Below are 17,635 nucleotides of genomic sequence, written 5' to 3'. Positions count from 1 at the left end.
TGAGCGGCCCCGCGCCCCTTTGTATCTTCCACCAGACGGAATATTCCGCAGCGAAACAAACCGATAGGATCCGCCTCATGCGCCGTTCCAAAATCGTCTGCACCCTCGGTCCCGCCGTCGACTCCCATGAGCAGCTCGTCGCTCTGATCGAGGCCGGCATGAGCGTGGCCCGTTTCAACTTCAGTCACGGCACCCACGAGGAACACCAGGGCCGTTACGACCGTGTCCGCAAGGCGGCCGCCGAGACCGGCCGCGCGGTGGGCGTGCTCGCCGACCTCCAGGGCCCCAAGATCCGGCTGGCGAAGTTCGCCGAGGGCCCGGTCGAGCTGGTCCGCGGGGACGAGTTCACCATCACCTCCGAGGACGTCCCCGGCGACAAGTCGATCTGCGGCACGACCTACAAGGGGCTGCCCGGCGACGTCACCAAGGGCGACCCGATCCTGATCAACGACGGCAACGTCGAGCTGAAGGTCGTCGCGGTCGAGGGCCCCCGGGTCAGGACCATCGTCATCGAGGGCGGTGTCATCTCCGACCACAAGGGCATCAACCTGCCCGGCGCGGCGGTCAACGTCCCGGCCCTGTCCGAGAAGGACGTCGAGGACCTGCGCTTCGCCCTGCGGATGGGCTGCGACCTGGTCGCCCTCTCCTTCGTCCGGGACGCCGACGACGTCAAGGACGTCCACAAGGTGATGGACGAGGAGGGCCGCCGGGTCCCCGTCATCGCCAAGGTGGAGAAGCCGCAGGCCGTCGAGCACATGGAGGGCGTCGTCGCGGCGTTCGACGGTGTGATGGTGGCCCGCGGCGACCTGGCCGTCGAGTACCCGCTGGAGAAGGTCCCGATGGTGCAGAAGCGCCTGGTGGAGCTCTGCCGGCGCAACGCCAAGCCGGTGATCGTGGCGACCCAGATGATGGAGTCGATGATCACCAACTCGCGGCCGACCCGCGCCGAGGCGTCCGACGTCGCCAACGCGATCCTGGACGGCGCGGACGCGGTCATGCTGTCCGCCGAGTCCTCGGTGGGCGCGTATCCGATCGAGACGGTCAAGACGATGTCGAAGATCGTCTGCGCCGCCGAGGAGGAGCTGCTCTCCAAGGGCCTCCAGCCGCTGGTCCAGGGCAAGAAGCCCCGTACGCAGGGTGGTTCGGTGGCCCGCGCCGCCTGCGAGATCGCGGACTTCCTCGACGGCAAGGCCCTGGTCGCCTTCACCCAGTCCGGCGACACCGCCCGCCGTCTCTCCCGCTACCGCACGGCCCAGCCGATCCTGGCCTTCACCACGGACGAGAACACCCGCAACCAGCTCGCGCTGAGCTGGGGCGTCGAGTCGTACGTCGTCCCGCACGTGGACAACACCGACGCGATGGTCGACCTGGTCGACGCGGAGCTGCTGAAGCTGAACCGCTACAGCGACGGCGACACGATGGTCATCACCGCCGGCTCGCCCCCCGGCGTCCCCGGCACCACCAACATGGTCCGGGTGCACCACCTGGGCGGCGGCGAGCGCAACTGACCCGCACCCGCTCCACCGCATGACCGTGGGCCGTACTCCTGGTGAGGAGTACGGCCCACGGTGCTGTGCGGCTCCCGGACGGGTTCGGGGGGTGCGGCGCGGCTGCTAGCCCTTGCCGCCTTCCAGGTAGTTGTTCAGTCCCGGAACGGTGAGCGTGCCGCCGAACTGGCCGGCCTGAACCACCTTCACCTTGGTGAAGAAGGCGAAGGGGACGTTCAGCGGCGGCGGGGTCTCCGGGCTGAAGGTGATCGGGATGAGGCCGAAGAGATTGCCCTTCAGCTCCTCCGTGTACATCGTCACCTCGCCGTTGCGGATCGTCGACGTGGAGCCGGGCCGCGACTTCACATGCCCGGTGGTGCCCGCGGGGCCGACGGTCAGCTGGTGCAGGTCCTTGATGTCGATGGAGCTGGCGGTGAACTTCAGCACCTTCTTGATGCTGCCGTCCGCCTTCTTCACCTCGACGATGCCGTGGTAGTCCAGGCCGTTGAGGGTGAGCAGCGTCGACTCCAGCGTCCACGGGTCGGACGGGAGCAGCGGGATGCCGGGCTCCAGCTCGGCCGCGGCGAGCGCGTCCGGGTCGGCCTCGGGGCACGGGAAGCGCGGCTTGGCGCCCTCCGGGATGTCCTCGTCCTTCTTGGGGTCGAGTCCCTTGACGTCCTCGTCGAGCTCCTCGACGTCCTTGCCGGCCTTCCCGGCCGCCTCGCGGATGGCGTCGGCCGTCTTGTCGGACGTCTCCTTCGCCTGGTCGGCCGCGCCCTTGACCGGGTCCTTCGACTCGTCCTTCGGCTTGTCCTCAGGCTTGTCGGACGCCTTCGGGGCCTTGGCCGTCGGGCTCGGGGACGGGCTCGCCGGCTTCTCGTCCCCGGCCTTCTCCTCGGCCTCGTCGTCCTTCTTGTCCGGGCCGTCGAAGAGGTCCTTCAGCGCGTCGCCGAGCCCGAGCGGGTCCAGCGGGTTCTTCGACCTGGTGGGCGTCGGGGTCGCGGAGGGCGTCTCGGCGGGCTTCTCCTGCTCGGCTCGGGCCGACTTGTCCCCGGTGTCGGGCTTCGCGCCGTCCGCCGTGTCCTGGTCCGCGTCGGAGGCCGAACCGCTCGCCGAGGGCTTCGGGGTCGCGGTGTCGTCCGTGCCGGACGCGCCGTCCTTCTTGTCGTCCTTCGCCGTGGCCGACGGGGACGGGGTGGCCTCCGGCGACTCGCTCTCGCTCGGCTCGTCGGACCGGGTGACGCACGGTCCCGGCGCGAACGGGATGTCGGCCCGGTCGTCGGCCAGGGCGAGCTTGGGGGTCAGCCCCATGCCCACGAAGACCGCCGTCGGCATCGCCGCGAGCGCCAGCGCCTTCTTGCCGCTGGGCAGGTGAAGCTTGGTCAGGAGGGACTTCTTGGGGGCCGCGTGACGGGGGCCCCTGCGCTCGCGGAAGTCGTCGCCGGGGTAGGCGTCCGTCCGCTGTCCGTCGTCACCCCGCACGATGCCTCCCGGCGTCGGCGTCGGCTGCCGGGTCGGGCCCGGCGGCCTGCTGCTGGGGCACGGCCGCGCCGTGGAGCGCGTCCTCGTACGGCAGGTCCTTCTCCAGCGACGTGCGCCGGGGGTCCTGCTCGTCGAGCGGGTCCTCGTCGCTCCCGGTTTCGCCGGGGGCCCAGGAAACGGACAGGGCCCCGCCGATGAGGGCGAAGACGAACCCGATCACGAAGCCGCCGATGTTGGCGACGGGTATGGAGATCAGCGCGAGCAGGATGGCCGCGACGCCGGCGAACACCCGCACGATGTGGTGGAACCACATCGTCAGGCCCAGCGTGATCAGCAGAACCCCGATGATCAGGGACCCGGCGCCGGCGGTGGTGGACATCGTCAGCGTCATGTTGCCGAGATGCAGATCGGCGTACGGGAAGTAGGCGATGGGCGCACCGCCGAGGATGGTGAACAGACCCGCCCAGAACGGCCGGTCACCCCGCCAGGCGCGGAAGCGTCGCCGGGCGACGTGAAGGTAGTGCTCGTTCTGCCCTGTGGACTCGGGGCTCATGGAAAACAGCTCCCTGGAACCGGTACTGCCGTAAAAGGAGGAGGGGGGCGGCCGGAAGACCCGGCGAGGGGTGTTCCGGCCACCCGGGCGAGTGCTTAGAAGCACTCCTTGACGCCCGTGTGCAGCCTCAGCTTCAGGTCGCTGAGCTTGAAGGTGCCGGCCGTGGTCGCCCACGCCGTCTGCTTCACGTTGGTCAGCGTCGCCTTGTCGGCGCGCTGCGAGAAGCCTTCCTCCTTCGCCTGGGTGCCCGGCTGGATGCCGATGCTTCCCGGCTTGTTCGGCTTCTTCAGCGAGCCGGCCGCGACACCGATGTCGATGTTCTCGAACTCGGCGTCGGCGTCGAGCTGCGCGACGTCCAGGTAGAGGTTGGTCGCCTTGACCGGCTTCTTCGGGTTCGTACCGGCGTTCAGCATGAGGCTGACGTTGCCGATGAAGGGAACCTTCGGCGTGACCACCGACTGGCACATGTTGGTGATCGTGGCGTCGCTGAAGCCCGACACCGCGACCGCGTGCGCCGCTTCCTTGCCCTCAAGGTCCTTGCCGACGGCGACGCTGCCGTACTGGACGAAGTTCTCGCCCTCCAGCTTGTCGGTGCTGACCTTGAAGCTCTGCCCGGACACACTGAACGACGCCGCCAGCGCGCCCTGTGCGAGGCCGACGCCCACCGCCGCCGTGGCGACGACGCTCGGCACCATGACCAGAGCGAACCGCTTCCATCTCGTCCCACCGCGAACCTGGGAACTCATACTTGCTCCTTCTTCTCGGACGTACATCTCCGGCCGGGCATCGTGCCCGTCTGGGATGGGAGAAGTGCTACGTCCTCGGGGAAGGAGAGCGCCCGTATCGGAGACGTGTCCCGCATCCGATCCACCGGCGTTCACCCCCGAGCGACAACCACTGGCCGCGCGTTCAGCACAGCCGGTCGGACAGGCCCCGCCCGTGAGCGGGAACCCCCCTGTCCGCGGTCGGCGCCACTGCCGCCGACCCACCCGGTGGGGACCCAACAGACCCTCAGGCACCGGCTGGAGACCGGGCTGGAGGTATTGGACCGAGCGTGGCCGATCGTGGTGCATTCACGCCCGCGACACAAGGGGGATCGTTACTGGCTAGTAACGGCCCGATAACCGCAGTGCGACAGGGCGGCATCGCACGGCGACGCAGGGTGGCACGAAAGGGACATCGGAATGGCGGGAAACTTCAAGGAAACGGGACAGAATCACCAGCCTGCTTTACTGCGAGTAACAGCTCGCATCTTTGTCAAGATTTGGTAAAGCGAAGGCGTTCCGTACCGCTCTTTGGCGTCAGGACGGCAAAACGGCCGCACCGCCGGGGAGGCGGTGCGGCCGTCTTGTCACATCGGAACAATCGGCCTCGTCCGGAGCGGACGGCGGGCCGGCCTCAGAACAGGACGCGGGCCAGCGCGGTGCGCGCGGCGGTGACCCTGGGGTCCTCCGGGCCGATCACCTCGAACAGCTCCAGCAGCCGCAGCCGGGCGGCGTCGCGGTCCTCGCCCGCGGTGCGGCGGACCGCCTCGACGAGCCGGCCGAAGGCGTCCTCGACATGGCCGCCGACCAGATCCAGATCGGCCGCGGCGAGCTGGGCCCGCACATCGCCCGGGTTGTCCGCCGCCTCCTTGCGGACCGCCTGCGGGTCCATGCTCTGCACCCGGCCGAGCAACTCCGCCTGGGCCAGACCGAGCTTGGCCTCCGGGTTGCCCGGGTCGTCCGCGAGGACGTTCTTGTACGCCTGGACCGCGCCGCCGAAGTCATTGGCGTCCAGCGCCGAAGCGGCGGCCTCCAGCACGGCGTCGTACGGGCCGGCCGGCACCTCGGCCGGGGCCGCGCCCGGCGCCCCGGCGTCCGGGTCGACGACGATCCCGGTCAGCCCGAAGCGCTCCTCGCCGACCTGGATCAGCTGGTCCAGCGTCTCGCGGATCTGGGCCTCGGGGGCCGCGCCCTGGAAGAGCGGGAGGGCCTGTCCGGCGACGACGGCGAAAACGGCCGGAATGCCCTGGATGCCGAACTGCTGCATCAGCATCTGGTTGGCGTCGACATCGACCTTGGCCAGCAGGAAGCGGCCGTTGTACTCGACCGCCAGGCGCTCCAGCAGAGGGCCCAGCTGCTTGCACGGCTCACACCACTCGGCCCAGAAGTCGATGACGACGGGGACCTCGGCGGAGCGCTGGAGGACATCGCGCTCGAAGCCGGCTTCATCGACGTCGATCACCAGGGCGGCGGGCGCGACGGCGCCGCTGCCCCCGGTACGGGCGGCCTCCGCGCGGGCCTGCTCCGCCTTGGCCTTGGCCTCACCGGCCGCCTTGACAGCGGCGAGGTCGACAACGCCGCTCATGGACATGTTCCTAGGCTGCATACGTACATCCTCCCCCCTGAGCACACCGTTCCGGAAAGCGAGTGCGAGAACCGGCCCGGTCCGAGCCCCCACCGGCGTGCGGGGGCGTACGGACCGGAGCGGTCGAGGGCCCCTGAAAGACCCGGGTGGACCTTCCGGATCCCCATCCGGCCGGTCCGTGCGGCCCCGGGTCCCCACCCGGCGCCTGGGTCTCCATGAGACCCGGTGGCTGTCGCTCGTTCGTTCCGTGGCGTACGGGGGCGGGCAAGCCGCCTTCCTTACGCTACGACCCGTAGCGTAACTGCCGATCACCCTGCTGGGACAGGTGATCCCGGTGATCTGTCTCACGGGCACCGGGGCACAACGGTTCTCCCTACTGGCCGGTATGGTCGCCGCATCATGAGCGACAGCGACCCCAAAGCCACCCGAACAGGACGTCCGCGGAGCACCGCAGCCGATGCCGCGATCCTCGAAGCGACACGGGCGTCCCTGGTCGATCTCGGCTGGTCGAAGCTGACGATGGGCGATGTGGCGACCCGGGCCGGGGTCGCCAAGACGACCCTCTACCGGCGGTGGGCGGGCAAGAACGAACTGGTCGTGGACGCGGTCGCGGTCCTCTTCGACGAGCTGGAGCTGCCCGACCGGGGCAGCCTGGCCGCCGATGTGCAGGGGGTCGTGCTCCAGTTCGCCTCGCTGCTGGAGCGGCCGGAGGCCCGGACCGCGCTGATGGCGGTGGTCGCCGAGTCCACCCGCGACGACTCGCTGCGCCGGCGGATCCGCTCGGCGATCGTGGACCGGCAGAAGCGGCTGGTGCTGCTGGGCCGGGAACGCGCTCAGGCCCGCGGCGAGCTGCGGTACGAGGACGACGCCTCGACGGCCGCCCGCAACGCGGACCTGATCTTCGACGTGATCGCCGGCGCGGTGGTGCACCGCACCCTGGTGAGCGCGGAGCCGGTGGACGCCGAGTGGGCGAGCGGCTTCACCTCGCTGCTGCTGCTGGGGCTGGCCGGCGCTCAGGCGGGGTGAGACTCCGCGCCCGTGGTCCGGCGCGCAGCTGCGCGCCCAGCGGGAGGCAGAGGAGGACGAGCCCCGCCCACATGGCGAAGGCGAAGCTCCACAGCCCCATCATCAGCGCGATGGAGAGATGGAAGAGGAAGCCGGCCGCCAGCAGGTAAAGGCGGTGGCGCCGCGGCAGCAGGAGGGCCAGGGCGAGGCCCAGTTCGATGAACAGGGGCACCCAGGTCAGCGCCGCGACCCCCAGAGGCTGCCGGACGACGAGGTCCACCACCGGGTGGAGCCAGCCGGGAGCGCCGAAGGCGAGGTTGTTGGTCCAGTACCACATCGCGGTTCCGTCCGCCCACTCCGCGTGGGGAAGCTTCGCGACGCAGGCCTGGAAGTACAGGAACGACATCTGCAACTGGGCCATGAACAGGGCGGAGCAGCAGGCGAAGGCCGTGACCTGCGCGGGTACCGAGTCCGTCCGCTCCTCCGGCGGATCGTCCCAGTGCCAGCGCCGGGGATCGCCGAGGGCCGCGAGGGCGAGGAGGACGGCGAGGTTGCACGCGATCTGATCGCCGCCGTCCGGGATGGCGATATTGGCCCAGACGCTGTACGTGATCCACAGGTGCGGCAGCGCCGTCCACCTGGGCCGCCAGCCGGACGCGACGACGAGCAGGACCGCCACGCACACCAGGCGCGCCACGTCCAGCCGTTGCTCGGGAACGTGGCAGAACAGGCCGATCGACCGCAGGCCGTCGCAGCCCACGATGTCGTCGCGGCCCGCGGACGGGCGGAAGAGCGTGTCCGAACCGCTCCACAGCAGGGTGCCCGATGTGGCCAGGGCCAGCAGCGTGCGTGCCAGTCCGTAGACGTTGGTCCACGGCGACGGGAAGGATCTCATCCGCACTTCACCTCCAGGACCCGCACGCTCTTCGGCGTGTGGGTGTCCGCGTAGAAGTCGCGCCAGGCGTACGGAACGGGCAACTGGTCGACCAGCGCGACCCGGCCGCACAAGGTGGGCGACGGTGACGGGTTGCCGACCGGGATGATGTCCGCACTCGCGCGGTCGAGACAGTCCGTCAGCGCACGGCGTTCGCAGGCGAAGGGCTTGCTGTCCTGGACCTGGTAGAACAGCAGGCCGATCTCCAGGCCCTGGGCTCGCGACTCCCTGTTGAAGCCGTACTCGGCGTGCCGGCCCGACCGCAGGCTGCGCCAGGCGCCGTCGACCGGGCCGTAGGGGTCCATGTCCGTCTCCCGCGGGGACTTGGTGAAGAACGCCCACCCTTGGGGGACCACGGTCCGCGTCGTGGATTCCACCGAGGCCTGCCCCGGCAACTTCACCGCGTTGTCCGGCAGTTGTGTCTGCACCACATACAGGAGGAGCACCGCCCACACAGCGGTGACTCCTGCCGCCATGGACCGTGGGACGCGACGGGTACGGGGCGGGGAGAGTGACAGTCGGGCCCACCGGCGACCGCTCGCTGGCCAGTTCATACGAGGTCTTCCTTCGCTCGTCGCTCGACGCGGTCACCGTTCTTCCCCGGCACCGGGGCGCCGGGGAAGAACGGTGCGGGGTGTCCGGGCCGAGGGACCGGCTCCGGACACCCCGCCGCCGTCAGGCGTCCTTCAGAAGCGTCGTCAGGAGGGCGATGCTTTCCTCCGCCGACAGCATCGGCCGCTGCTCCATCCAGAAGTGCTGGACGTCCCACGCCACCTCGGCGTTGAAGACGGCGACAACGTTGCCGACCACCGCGACGTTCACCGCGACGACGACGGCGACACACGCCCCGGTGCTGCCGTCCCCGCTCTTCTCGATGACCTTGACGTGGTTCTTGAGAAGCGCCGAGGTGTGGTCCAGCGCCGCTTCGACCCGTCGGGGGTCGCCGCTGCGGAGGTCGGTGGAGAGCCCGGCGAAGAAGCCCGGCTCGGTCTTCTCCATGACGTCCATCAGCTTGCCGACCGCGGCCACGGACTTGGCGCCGCGGTTCTCCTTGAGCGTCTCCTTCGAACTCCGGTAGTAGCCGCCCGCGATGAGGCTGTCGGCCACCCGCCCCTGAGTGAAGACCAGGCCGCCGAACAGGGCGCGGCCGTCCTCCTCCGCCGATGCGGCCTTCTTGACCGCCACGGCGGCCGGCGGGGCCGTCTGTGCCGCGGACGCCTGAGCGGTGCCGACGACACCGGCCCCCAGAGCGACGGCCGCCGCAAGGGCGGTGGCGATCACCTTCGGTGAGAACTGCACAGGAATGCCTCCCATTTCTGTTCCGTGCCCACCGCCGCACCGTCCCGCGACCACGTCCGGGACCACTGGACCGGCGTGGCTCCGCGTCGAGCGGAAGTCAGCCGGAAGACGGCGGGTGAGCGACCAATGGAGGCAACCAAAGCAGCCGGTCGGAGGCCGGGGTACCCACCAGAAAAGGGGGTACCCCGCGCGCCCCGGCCTTCGTACGCTCCCGGCAGCCGGACGCCGCCGGATTCGACCACCGCGCACGACGAAGCGCTCGACCGGGAAACCCCGGCCGAGCGCTTGTCCGACCCCTACGCTCTCCTGAGCCGACGCTCAGAAGCCCGGCGGCTCCGTGTAGACGCCCCACTCCTCGCGCAGCACCCCGCAGATCTCGCCGAGCGTGGCCTCGGCCCGTACGGCGTCGAGCATCGGCGCGATCATGTTGGAGCCGTCGCGGGCGGCGGCGAGCATCGCGTCGAGGGCGGCGGTGACCTTCGCGTCGTCGCGGGCGGCCTTGCGGTCGGCGAGCTGGCTGACCTGGTCGCGCTCGACCTCGTGGCTGACCCGCAGGATCTCCAGGTCGCCGGTGACCGAGCCGTGGTGGACGTTGACGCCGACGACCCGCTTGTCGCCCTTCTCCAGGGCCCGCTGGTACTGGAAGGCGGACTCGGCGATCTCGCCGGTGAACCAGCCGTCCTCGATGCCGCGCAGGATGCCGGAGGTGATCGGCCCGATGGGGTGCTGCCCGTCCGGGTGGGCCCGGGTGCCGCGCTCCCTGATCTGGTCGAAGATCTTCTCGGCCTCGGCCTCGATCCGGTCGGTGAGCTGCTCGACGTACCAGGAGCCGCCCAGCGGGTCGGCCACATTGGCGACGCCGGTCTCCTCCATCAGCACCTGCTGGGTGCGCAGGGCGATCTCGGCGGCCTGCTCGGAGGGGAGCGCGAGGGTCTCGTCGAGGGCGTTGGTGTGCAGCGAGTTGGTGCCGCCGAGGACGGCGGAGAGGGCTTCGACGGCCGTGCGGACGACGTTGTTGTACGGCTGCTGCGCGGTGAGCGAGACCCCGGCGGTCTGGGTGTGGAAGCGCAGCCACTGGGCCTTGTCGGTCTTCGCGCCGTACGTCTCCTTCATCCAGCGGGCCCAGATGCGGCGGGCGGCGCGGAACTTGGCGATCTCCTCGAAGAAATCGAGGTGCGCGTCGAAGAAGAAGGAGAGCCCGGGGGCGAAGGTGTCGACGTCCAGGCCGCGCGAGAGGCCCAGCTCCACATAGCCGAAGCCGTCCGCGAGGGTGTACGCGAGCTCCTGCGCGGCCGTCGCCCCGGCCTCGCGGATGTGGTAGCCGGAGACGGAGAGCGGCTTGTAGGCGGGGATGGCGGCGGCGCAGTGCTCCATCAGGTCGCCGATGAGGCGCAGATGGGGCTCGGGCTGGAAGAGCCACTCCTTCTGCGCGATGTACTCCTTGAAGATGTCGGTCTGGAGCGTGCCGTTGAGCACCCCCGGGTCGACGCCCTGGCGCTCGGCGGCGACCAGGTACATGCAGAAGACGGGGACGGCCGGGCCGCTGATCGTCATCGAGGTGGTGACGTCGCCGAGCGGGATGTCCCCGAAGAGGACCTCCATGTCGGCGGCGGAGTCGATGGCGACCCCGCAGTGGCCGACCTCGCCGAGCGAGCGCGGGTCGTCGGAGTCGCGGCCCATCAGCGTCGGCATGTCGAAGGCGACGCTGAGTCCGCCGCCGCCCGCCGCGAGGATCATCTTGTAGCGCTCGTTGGTCTGCTGGGCGTTGCCGAAGCCGGCGAACTGGCGGATCGTCCACGTACGGCCCCGGTAGCCGGTGGGGTGCAGCCCGCGGGTGAAGGGGTACTCCCCGGGCCAGCCGATCCGCTCGAACCCCTCGTACGTGTCGCCGGGGCGGGGCCCGTACGCCGGCTCGACCGGATCCCCGGAGAGCGTGGTGAAGTCCGCGTCACGCTTGCGGGCCTTGTCGTAACGGGCCTGCCAGCGGAGGCGGCCTTCCTCGATCGCGTCAGCGTCCATACCCTCGAATTTACTAGGACGTCCTAGTAAATGTCGATGGCAAACCGCCCGGCGCTTTGCGCGCGGGGCGGTTCGGGTGATCCGGAAGCCCTGGCCTCAGGCCTTGGCGGGGGCCGGCGCCGGGTCGGTGACCAGGGCGCGGGCCTCGCGGCTGACCTTCGGTTCGACGAAGAACGAGGCGAAGGGGATGCAGCCCGCGGCCAGCACCCACAGGAGCTTGCCGAAGGGCCACTTCGCCTTGGAGCCGAGATCGAAGGCGAAGACGACGTAGACGATGAACAGCACGCCGTGGATCTGGGAGATCAGCATGGTGTCGCCGGTCTCGAAGCCGTACTTCGCGATGATCGCCGCGGTGAAGACGAGCAGCCAGACGGCGGTGACGTAGGCCATCACCCGGTAGCGGGTGAGCACGTTCTGTTTCATGGCTACGAGCGTAACGGGACGACCGGGGCGATCTTCGCGCGGCCCCGGCGACGGCGGCCGGGCGGGGCCGCGCTCACTCCTCCTCGAAGTCCTGGGCCGCCACCCGCAGCGGACGCAGCATGGCGAAGATCTCGGCGCACTCCTCGGAGTCGTACACCCCGAGCCCGAAGTCGACCGCGACCAGGTCCCGGGTGGCCGCCTCGACGACCTCGCGGCCCTTGTCGGTGATGGCCGCCAGCGTTCCGCGGCCGTCGTTCGGGTTCGGGCGCTTGCCGACCAGACCGGACTTGACCAGCCGGTCCACGGTGTTGGTGACCGAGGTGGGGTGCACCATCAGCCGCTCGCCGATCTTGGACATCGGCAGTTCACCGGCCTTGGAGAAGGTGAGCAGCACCAGCGCCTCGTACCGGGCGAAGGTCAGCCCGTACGGCTTGACGACGGCGTCGACCTCGGCGAGCAGGATCTGCTGGGCCCGCATGATCGAGGTGATCGCCCCCATCGAGGGCACGGGTCCCCAGCGCTGCTGCCAGAGCTCGTCGGCGCGGGCGATGGGATCGAAGGGAAGGCTGAGCGGCTTCGGCACGGCACCGACCTTACCGACTGGTCATATGCCGGTCAGCCCCGTCTCGTCCTTCGGTATCGGACATCCGTCCGGGGGCTGTCCGGCGGACCTCGGCGACGAGCAGCAGCGTGCAGACGGTACCGATGATTCCGGATCCAACGACCACCTGGTGCACGGGGAAGAACTCGGCCGCGAGCCCCGCCAGCGCCATCCCGAGGCCCTGGACGGTCATCAGTCCGGCGGTGAGCAGCGTCATGGCCCGGCCGCGCAGTTCCTGGGGCACGGCGTCGACGAACCACTGGTCGAGCCCGATGACGTACGCCGCTCCCGCCCCGGCCAGCGCCAGGGCGGCCAGGGCGAGCGACAGCCCGGGCCGGACCACGTACACGAGGAGCGGGAACAGGCCGACGGCGGCGACCGGCAGGACGATCCGGGAGCGGTTACAGGGGCTGAGCGCGGAGCCCACGAACAGTTCGGCCCCGATGTGCCCGACGGCCATCGCGCAGAGCAGCAGCCCGAGCGCGGCGGGCGGGGCCCCGATCGCGTCGGCGTACGGGGCGGCGAGCGCCTCCGGGGCCACCACGAACATCGCGGGCAGCCAGAACAGCAGCATCAGGGCGCGGATGCGGCGGTCGCCCAGGACGAGGCGGGCCCCGGAGAGCGACTCCTTGAGGAGGGTCCCGCCGCCGTCACCACCGGTGGCGCGGGCGGGGCGGTCGCGGGTGCCGAAGCGGAGCAGGGCGGCCGAGCAGAGGAAGGTCACCACGGTGACGGTGATCGCGCCGCGCGGGGAGAGCACGGTGAGCAGCACCCCTCCGGCGCCGAACCCGATGAGCATCGCGCTCTGCGAGACGATCCGCAGCAGCGAACGGCCCAGTACATAGAGGTCGCCCTCGCCGAGGATGTCGGTGAGCGCCGCCATCCGCGTCCCGGTGAAGACGGGCGCGATCGCGGCGACCAGGCAGCGCAGGGCGAGGAGTCCGGCGACCGGGGTGGCGGGCACCAGCATCACGGCGACGCAGGCCGCGCAGAGCAGATCGCAGACGACCAGGACGCGACGGGCCGGGTAGCGGTCGGCGACCCCGGCGAAGAGCGTGCCGCCGACGATGTACGGGAGCAGCCCCAGCGCGAAGGTCAGGGCGCTGAGCAGCGGGGAGCCGGTGAGGTCGTAGACGAGGACGGTGAGCGCCAGCTCGCTGACGACGACGCCGAGCAGCGAGAGCAGGTGCGCGGCGAAGACGGCCCGGAACTCGGCGACGGCGAAGACCGCGCGGTAGCCGCGCGGGACTTCGGGGGCCGGGGCGGCGGGGTCCCGGAGCGTGGGCCCGGGGCCCGGGTCACGGTGGGCGGCACGCTCCGGGGAGGGAGCCGGGACCTGCGCCGCCGGGACGGGCGGGGTACGGGGTGTGTCCGCCGGGGCGGGGCTGTCGGTCGGCATGGGACGAGCCTGGGGCCGGGACCCCGCTCTTTGTAGACTTTCGGCTCAGGCCGAATGTTGAGGCCCGCGTGGGCTGCCCGCCGGGGCTTCGCGGCGGAGGGAGAGGCATGCCGTTCCAGCTGCATTTCAGCGAGAGCGACCTGCTGCGCTGCCGGTTCGCCCTGTCCCCGCTGTTCGAGACCCAGGAGGCCGTGCGCACCCTGGCCCGTCGCCACCGGCACGGCTACCACCTGCCGTGGCTCCGCCGGATCCGGGAGGCGGCCGCGGCCCTGGACCTGGAGCCGCTGTGGCTGCTGATGCCGGACGGCGGCCACAACCCGGACTTCATCTGCCCGCCGCCGATCGGCCCGTTCGCCACCTTCGACGAGGAGATCGCGGGCGTCCGGGCGGTCGACCCGGAGGTGGCGTGGGCGGACATGGCGCTGGCGCTGGCGGGACGGCCCGGCGCCCGGGAATCCGCGACGGGCCGGCGCCTGCTGGCCGATCCGGCACGGGCCGTGCACGAGCTCGCCGATCTGCTGGAGCAGGTCTGGCGGGCCCTGATCGAGCCGTACTGGCCCCGGCTGCGGGCCCTGCTGGAGGCGGACATCGCCTACCACTCCCGGCGGCTCGCGGACAGCGGTCTGGAAGGGCTGCTGGGCGAGGTGAGCACCCAGCTGAGCTGGAACGGTTCGACGCTCACCGTGAAGGGGACGCGGGGCGACCACCACCAGGTGCTGGGCGGCCAGGGGCTGGCGCTGATGCCGAGCGTCTTCGTCTGGCCCGAGGTGGTGGGCGGCCACCTGGAGCCCTGGCAGCCCGGGCTGATCTACCCGGCGCGCGGGATCGGCGGGCTGTGGAGCGAGGCCGGGGAGCGGACGCCGGAAGCCCTCACCCGGCTGCTGGGCCGGGTCCGGGCCGATGTGCTGTGCGCGCTGGACGAACCGGCCGGGACCAGCGCGCTGGCGCACCGGCTGGACCTCGCCGCCTCGTCCGTGTCGGCCCATCTCTCCGTGCTGCGCGGGGCGGGGCTGCTGACCTCGCGGCGGTACGGGCACCAGGTGCTGTACGAGCGCACCCCGCTGGGGATCGCGCTGGCCGGCTCGGACTGAGGGCGCGGCTGTCGGCATCCGGCGTACGGACGTGTCACGGACGGTGTCGCGTCACCACTCCCCGTAACCGTTATGTCACGATTGCCCTGTTTCCCGTGTCCGTGAGCCACCGCCGTCCGAGGGGTCTGGATGTCCGGCCGCAGAATCGTCCCCCGCGCTCTCCCCCGTACCGTCCGCGCCCTGGCCGTCCTCGCCCTGGCGAGCGCCCTCACCGCGGGGTGCTCGACGCCGGAGCCGCGGGTCACCGGGACCGCCGAGGAGGGCGGCGAACTCGTCCGGGGCGAGCCCGCCCCGAGCGCGGCCTCCCCGTACTGGGTCGACCCGAACAGCGACGCGGCCCGCCAGGTGCGCACCTGGGAGAAACAGGGGCGCGAGGCGGAGGCGAAGATCCTGCGGCGGATCTCCGGCCGGCCGGTGGCCGACTGGCCCGCGTGGGACGACCCGGCCCCGGGGATCCGGGCCGCCGCGAGGTCCGCCGCCCGGACGAAGAAGACCATCCTGCTCGTGGCGTACAACATCCCGCACCGCGACTGCGGGCTCTACTCCGCGGGCGGCGCGAAGGACGCGGACGCCTACCGGACCTGGATCGGGGAGTTCGCCGACGCCATCGGGGACGCGCCCGCGACCGTGATCCTGGAACCGGACGCCCTCCCCCACATCACGGACGGCTGCACCCCGCCCGAGCACCACGCCGAGCGCTACCAGCTCCTCTCCGAGGCGGTGGACACGCTCAAGGCCCGGCCCGGCACCAAGGTCTACCTGGACGCCGGAAACCCGGACTGGATCGACGAACCGGCCAAGATGGCGCAGCCGCTGCGGCAGGCGGGCATCGACCGGGCCGACGGCTTCTCGCTGAACGTCTCCAACTTCCAGTCGAACGAGAGCGTGAAGTCGTACGCGGGACAGCTCTCCGACGCGGTCGGCGGCGCGCACTTCGTGATCGACACCAGCCGCAACGGCAACGGCCCCCTGTCCGGGGGCCGTGAGGAGGCCTGGTGCAATCCGCCGGGCCGGGGGCTCGGCACACCCCCGACCACCGACACCGGCGACGACCGGCTCGACGCCTATCTGTGGATCAAGCGGCCGGGCGACTCCGACGGCACCTGCCGGGGCGGCCCGCCGGCCGGCGACTGGTGGCCGGAGTACGCACTCGGCCTCGCCCGGCGCGCCGCCTCCTGAGGCCGCCGCTCGCCCTCAGCTCCGGGCGAAGATCGGCTCCCAGCGCTTGGACGAGTGGTCCTTGGGCGTACGGGCGCCGCTGAGGGAGATCGTCTTCTTGCTGCCGATGCCGACCAGCACCAGACGGTTCTCGTACTCCCCGCCGCCCGGTGCGATGTCCCAGGCGATCAGTCGCTCGTTGTCGACCCAGGCCAGGAGTTCCTGGCCCCGCAGCTTGGCGACGCGCTCACCCGTGCGGGGGTCGAGGACCTGGGTTGCGGTGGTCTTCGCACCGCCCGCGAAGCCCCCGGCGACGAGCTTGCCGTCCGGGGAGAGGCCGGCCGGCGCGGACCAGAGGTCGATGTGGGCCTCCCCGGCCGGTGCGGTCACCTTCCGGCCGTCGAAGTCGCGGTAGATGACGCCGGGGTCCATGTTGATGGGCTCGTACAACAGGGTGCCGTCGTCGTTGAAGCGCAGGTTCTCGCCGGAGCCGTAGCCGCCGCCCCCGCCGGAGAACGCGGGCAGCGCATGCCAGTCGGAGGCCCCCGTCGCCACGTCGACGACGGCGAACCCGGTGCGGCAGGGCACCCGCCACGGCTCGAAGTCGTCGTTCACCTGGACCTTGTGGGACCAGTAGGCGCGGTCCGGGTTCTTGTCGTACGTGGTGGCCACCAGCTTGCTGCCGTCGGGCGAGAAGAACAGGCCACCGGCGCCCCGGTCCAGCGGGATCCAGCGGGTCACCTTCCCGGTACGGAGGTCGAGCAGCCCGATGCGGGGGGCCGGCAGTTCGCGTTCCAGGACGGCGGCGGTCCGCATGCCGGGCGCGACGGCGAGGAAGGACCAGCGCTCGTCCGCCTCGTAGCGGCCGGTCTCCTGGTTCAGCACCGAATAGGTGCGCTCGACGATCTCGTCGCGGTTGGGCTGGCGGACCTTCTTCGAGGTGAAGTACGCGGCGAGGACCTGGTCGCCGACGGCGATCCGGTCGCGCGGCGGGGACTGGTCGACATGGCTCTGGACGCCCTGGTCGGAGACCTCGCCGCCGGCCACATGGATCCTCTTCGGACCCTCGGCGTCGAGCAGCGTGGGTACGCCCACGGCCGCGGCGACGACGAGAACCGTGGTGGCCGCGGCGGCGGCGAGGGTACGGGCCCGGCGACGCCGCCGCTCGGCGAGCACCCGGCCGGCCAGACCGGGGCGCGGAGCCGGGACGACGGCCGCCTGCTCGCGCAGGGAGTCACGGACGAGTTCCTCGACGTTCACGGTCGTACCTCCACGGCAGCGAGATTGCGGGACGACGGCTGCTCCGCGCCGGACCCGCCGAGGGCGGTGAGTTCGGGCGCGTGGGCGCGCAGTCGGGCCAGGGAGCGGTGGGTGGTGGACCGTACGGTGCCGACCGAGCAGCCGAGGAGGCGGGCCACATCGGCCTCGGGCAGGTCCTCGAAGAAGCGCAGCACGAGGACGGTGCGCTGCCGGGCGGTGAGCCGGGACAGCGCCTCACGCATCACCAGACGCAGTTCGGCGGCGCCCGCGCCGTCCGTGCCGCTGCCGCGGTCGGGCGGCTCGGCGACCGTCAGCTCCCGTCTGCGCCCCTTCAGCCGCCAGCGGCTGACCTGCTGCCGGTAGAGGATCCGGCGTACGTACGCCTCGGGTTCGTCGATCCGCCCCCACCGTCCGGCGGCCTTGATCAGCGCGTTCTGCAACAGGTCCTCGCCCGCGTGGCGGTCCCCGCCACTGAGCAGGACGGCCGTCTTCAGCAGCGCCGCCGAACGGGTGCTCACGAATTCGACGAAGCTCTCCTGGCCTGCCGCGTCCACGGTCACCTTCTCTTCCCGGGC

General features: G+C 71.2%; 17 protein-coding genes. 4 read left to right on the top strand and 13 right to left on the bottom strand.

All coding sequences use genetic code 11. The features are described from left to right. Positions 1–77: 77 nt before the first annotated feature. Positions 78–1,508: a pyruvate kinase gene (gene pyk / locus ACSMXR_RS26470; RefSeq protein ID WP_137233548.1), complete on the top strand. Its 1,431-nt coding sequence runs from the start codon at positions 78–80 to the stop codon at positions 1,506–1,508. Between the two features lie 105 nt (positions 1,509–1,613). Here the strand turns inward: pyk and ACSMXR_RS26465 are convergent, their stop codons facing one another. From ACSMXR_RS26465 to ACSMXR_RS26450, 4 genes are all read right to left on the bottom strand, one after another. Beyond that, positions 1,614–2,969, bottom strand: a complete 1,356-nt coding sequence (locus tag ACSMXR_RS26465) for an ICP22 family protein (protein ID WP_473170061.1) — start codon at positions 2,967–2,969, stop codon at positions 1,614–1,616. Continuing rightward, a complete protein-coding gene (locus ACSMXR_RS26460) occupies positions 2,959–3,522 on the bottom strand; it encodes a DUF6114 domain-containing protein (RefSeq protein WP_218524720.1) in 564 nt (187 codons plus the stop codon). Before ACSMXR_RS26460 ends, ACSMXR_RS26465 begins: the two co-directional genes overlap by 11 nt. Positions 3,523–3,617: 95 nt before the next feature. Beyond that, positions 3,618–4,268 (bottom strand): DUF6230 family protein, encoded by a 651-nt coding sequence (locus ACSMXR_RS26455; RefSeq protein WP_030079216.1) that lies wholly within the window; start codon positions 4,266–4,268, stop codon positions 3,618–3,620. A 652-nt stretch (positions 4,269–4,920) separates the two neighbouring features. Further along, positions 4,921–5,892: a tetratricopeptide repeat protein gene (locus ACSMXR_RS26450; RefSeq protein WP_170994620.1), complete on the bottom strand. Its 972-nt coding sequence runs from the start codon at positions 5,890–5,892 to the stop codon at positions 4,921–4,923. A gap of 378 nt (positions 5,893–6,270) precedes the next feature. Between ACSMXR_RS26450 and ACSMXR_RS26445 the strand changes: the two genes are divergently transcribed. Continuing rightward, positions 6,271–6,897, top strand: a complete 627-nt coding sequence (locus ACSMXR_RS26445; RefSeq protein WP_137233544.1) for a TetR/AcrR family transcriptional regulator — start codon at positions 6,271–6,273, stop codon at positions 6,895–6,897. Here ACSMXR_RS26445 and ACSMXR_RS26440 read toward each other — a convergent pair. From ACSMXR_RS26440 to ACSMXR_RS26410, 7 genes are all read right to left on the bottom strand, one after another. Next, the gene (locus ACSMXR_RS26440; RefSeq protein WP_473170060.1) at positions 6,851–7,771 is read right to left on the bottom strand and encodes a sporulation-delaying protein SdpB family protein; all 921 of its coding nucleotides are present in this window, start codon (positions 7,769–7,771) and stop codon (positions 6,851–6,853) included. The two genes, ACSMXR_RS26445 and ACSMXR_RS26440, sit on opposite strands and share 47 nt — an antisense overlap. Next, the gene (locus ACSMXR_RS26435) at positions 7,768–8,286 is read right to left on the bottom strand and encodes an SdpA family antimicrobial peptide system protein (protein ID WP_218524723.1); all 519 of its coding nucleotides are present in this window, start codon (positions 8,284–8,286) and stop codon (positions 7,768–7,770) included. The genes ACSMXR_RS26440 and ACSMXR_RS26435 overlap by 4 nt, the downstream gene beginning before the upstream one ends. A gap of 199 nt (positions 8,287–8,485) precedes the next feature. Beyond that, positions 8,486–9,124 (bottom strand): sporulation delaying protein family toxin, encoded by a 639-nt coding sequence (locus ACSMXR_RS26430; RefSeq protein ID WP_218524724.1) that lies wholly within the window; start codon positions 9,122–9,124, stop codon positions 8,486–8,488. 303 nt (positions 9,125–9,427) lie between these two features. After that, positions 9,428–11,128, bottom strand: a complete 1,701-nt coding sequence (locus ACSMXR_RS26425) for an acyl-CoA mutase large subunit family protein (RefSeq protein ID WP_137233540.1) — start codon at positions 11,126–11,128, stop codon at positions 9,428–9,430. 96 nt (positions 11,129–11,224) lie between these two features. Next, a complete protein-coding gene (locus tag ACSMXR_RS26420; RefSeq protein WP_030079230.1) occupies positions 11,225–11,551 on the bottom strand; it encodes a DUF3817 domain-containing protein in 327 nt (108 codons plus the stop codon). Between the two features lie 73 nt (positions 11,552–11,624). After that, complete coding sequence (locus ACSMXR_RS26415; protein ID WP_137233538.1) at positions 11,625–12,134, bottom strand: MarR family winged helix-turn-helix transcriptional regulator; 510 nt, start codon at positions 12,132–12,134, stop codon at positions 11,625–11,627. A 10-nt stretch (positions 12,135–12,144) separates the two neighbouring features. Continuing rightward, a complete protein-coding gene (locus ACSMXR_RS26410; protein WP_473170059.1) occupies positions 12,145–13,551 on the bottom strand; it encodes an MFS transporter in 1,407 nt (468 codons plus the stop codon). 107 nt (positions 13,552–13,658) lie between these two features. Between ACSMXR_RS26410 and ACSMXR_RS26405 the strand changes: the two genes are divergently transcribed. Together ACSMXR_RS26405 and ACSMXR_RS26400 are read left to right on the top strand one after the other, a co-directional pair. Then, entirely contained in the window at positions 13,659–14,642 is a 984-nt protein-coding gene (locus tag ACSMXR_RS26405) for an ArsR/SmtB family transcription factor (protein WP_473170058.1), read from the top strand. Positions 14,643–14,771: 129 nt separating this feature from the next. Continuing rightward, positions 14,772–15,821 carry a glycoside hydrolase family 6 protein gene (locus ACSMXR_RS26400; RefSeq protein WP_473170057.1) on the top strand — a complete coding sequence of 350 codons (1,050 nt, stop codon included), beginning with the start codon at positions 14,772–14,774 and terminating at the stop codon, positions 15,819–15,821. A 15-nt stretch (positions 15,822–15,836) separates the two neighbouring features. Here ACSMXR_RS26400 and ACSMXR_RS26395 read toward each other — a convergent pair whose 3' ends face one another. Both ACSMXR_RS26395 and ACSMXR_RS26390 read right to left on the bottom strand, forming a co-directional pair. Beyond that, on the bottom strand, positions 15,837–17,060 hold the full coding sequence (locus tag ACSMXR_RS26395) for a hypothetical protein (RefSeq protein WP_473170056.1): 1,224 nt from the start codon (positions 17,058–17,060) through the stop codon (positions 15,837–15,839). Continuing rightward, the gene (locus tag ACSMXR_RS26390; RefSeq protein ID WP_137233533.1) at positions 17,057–17,614 is read right to left on the bottom strand and encodes a SigE family RNA polymerase sigma factor; all 558 of its coding nucleotides are present in this window, start codon (positions 17,612–17,614) and stop codon (positions 17,057–17,059) included. Before ACSMXR_RS26390 ends, ACSMXR_RS26395 begins: the two co-directional genes overlap by 4 nt. Positions 17,615–17,635 lie beyond the last annotated feature (21 nt).

The organism is Streptomyces sp. DSM 106670, assembly GCF_055792845.1.
This window is presented reverse-complemented; position numbering and strand designations above follow the sequence as displayed.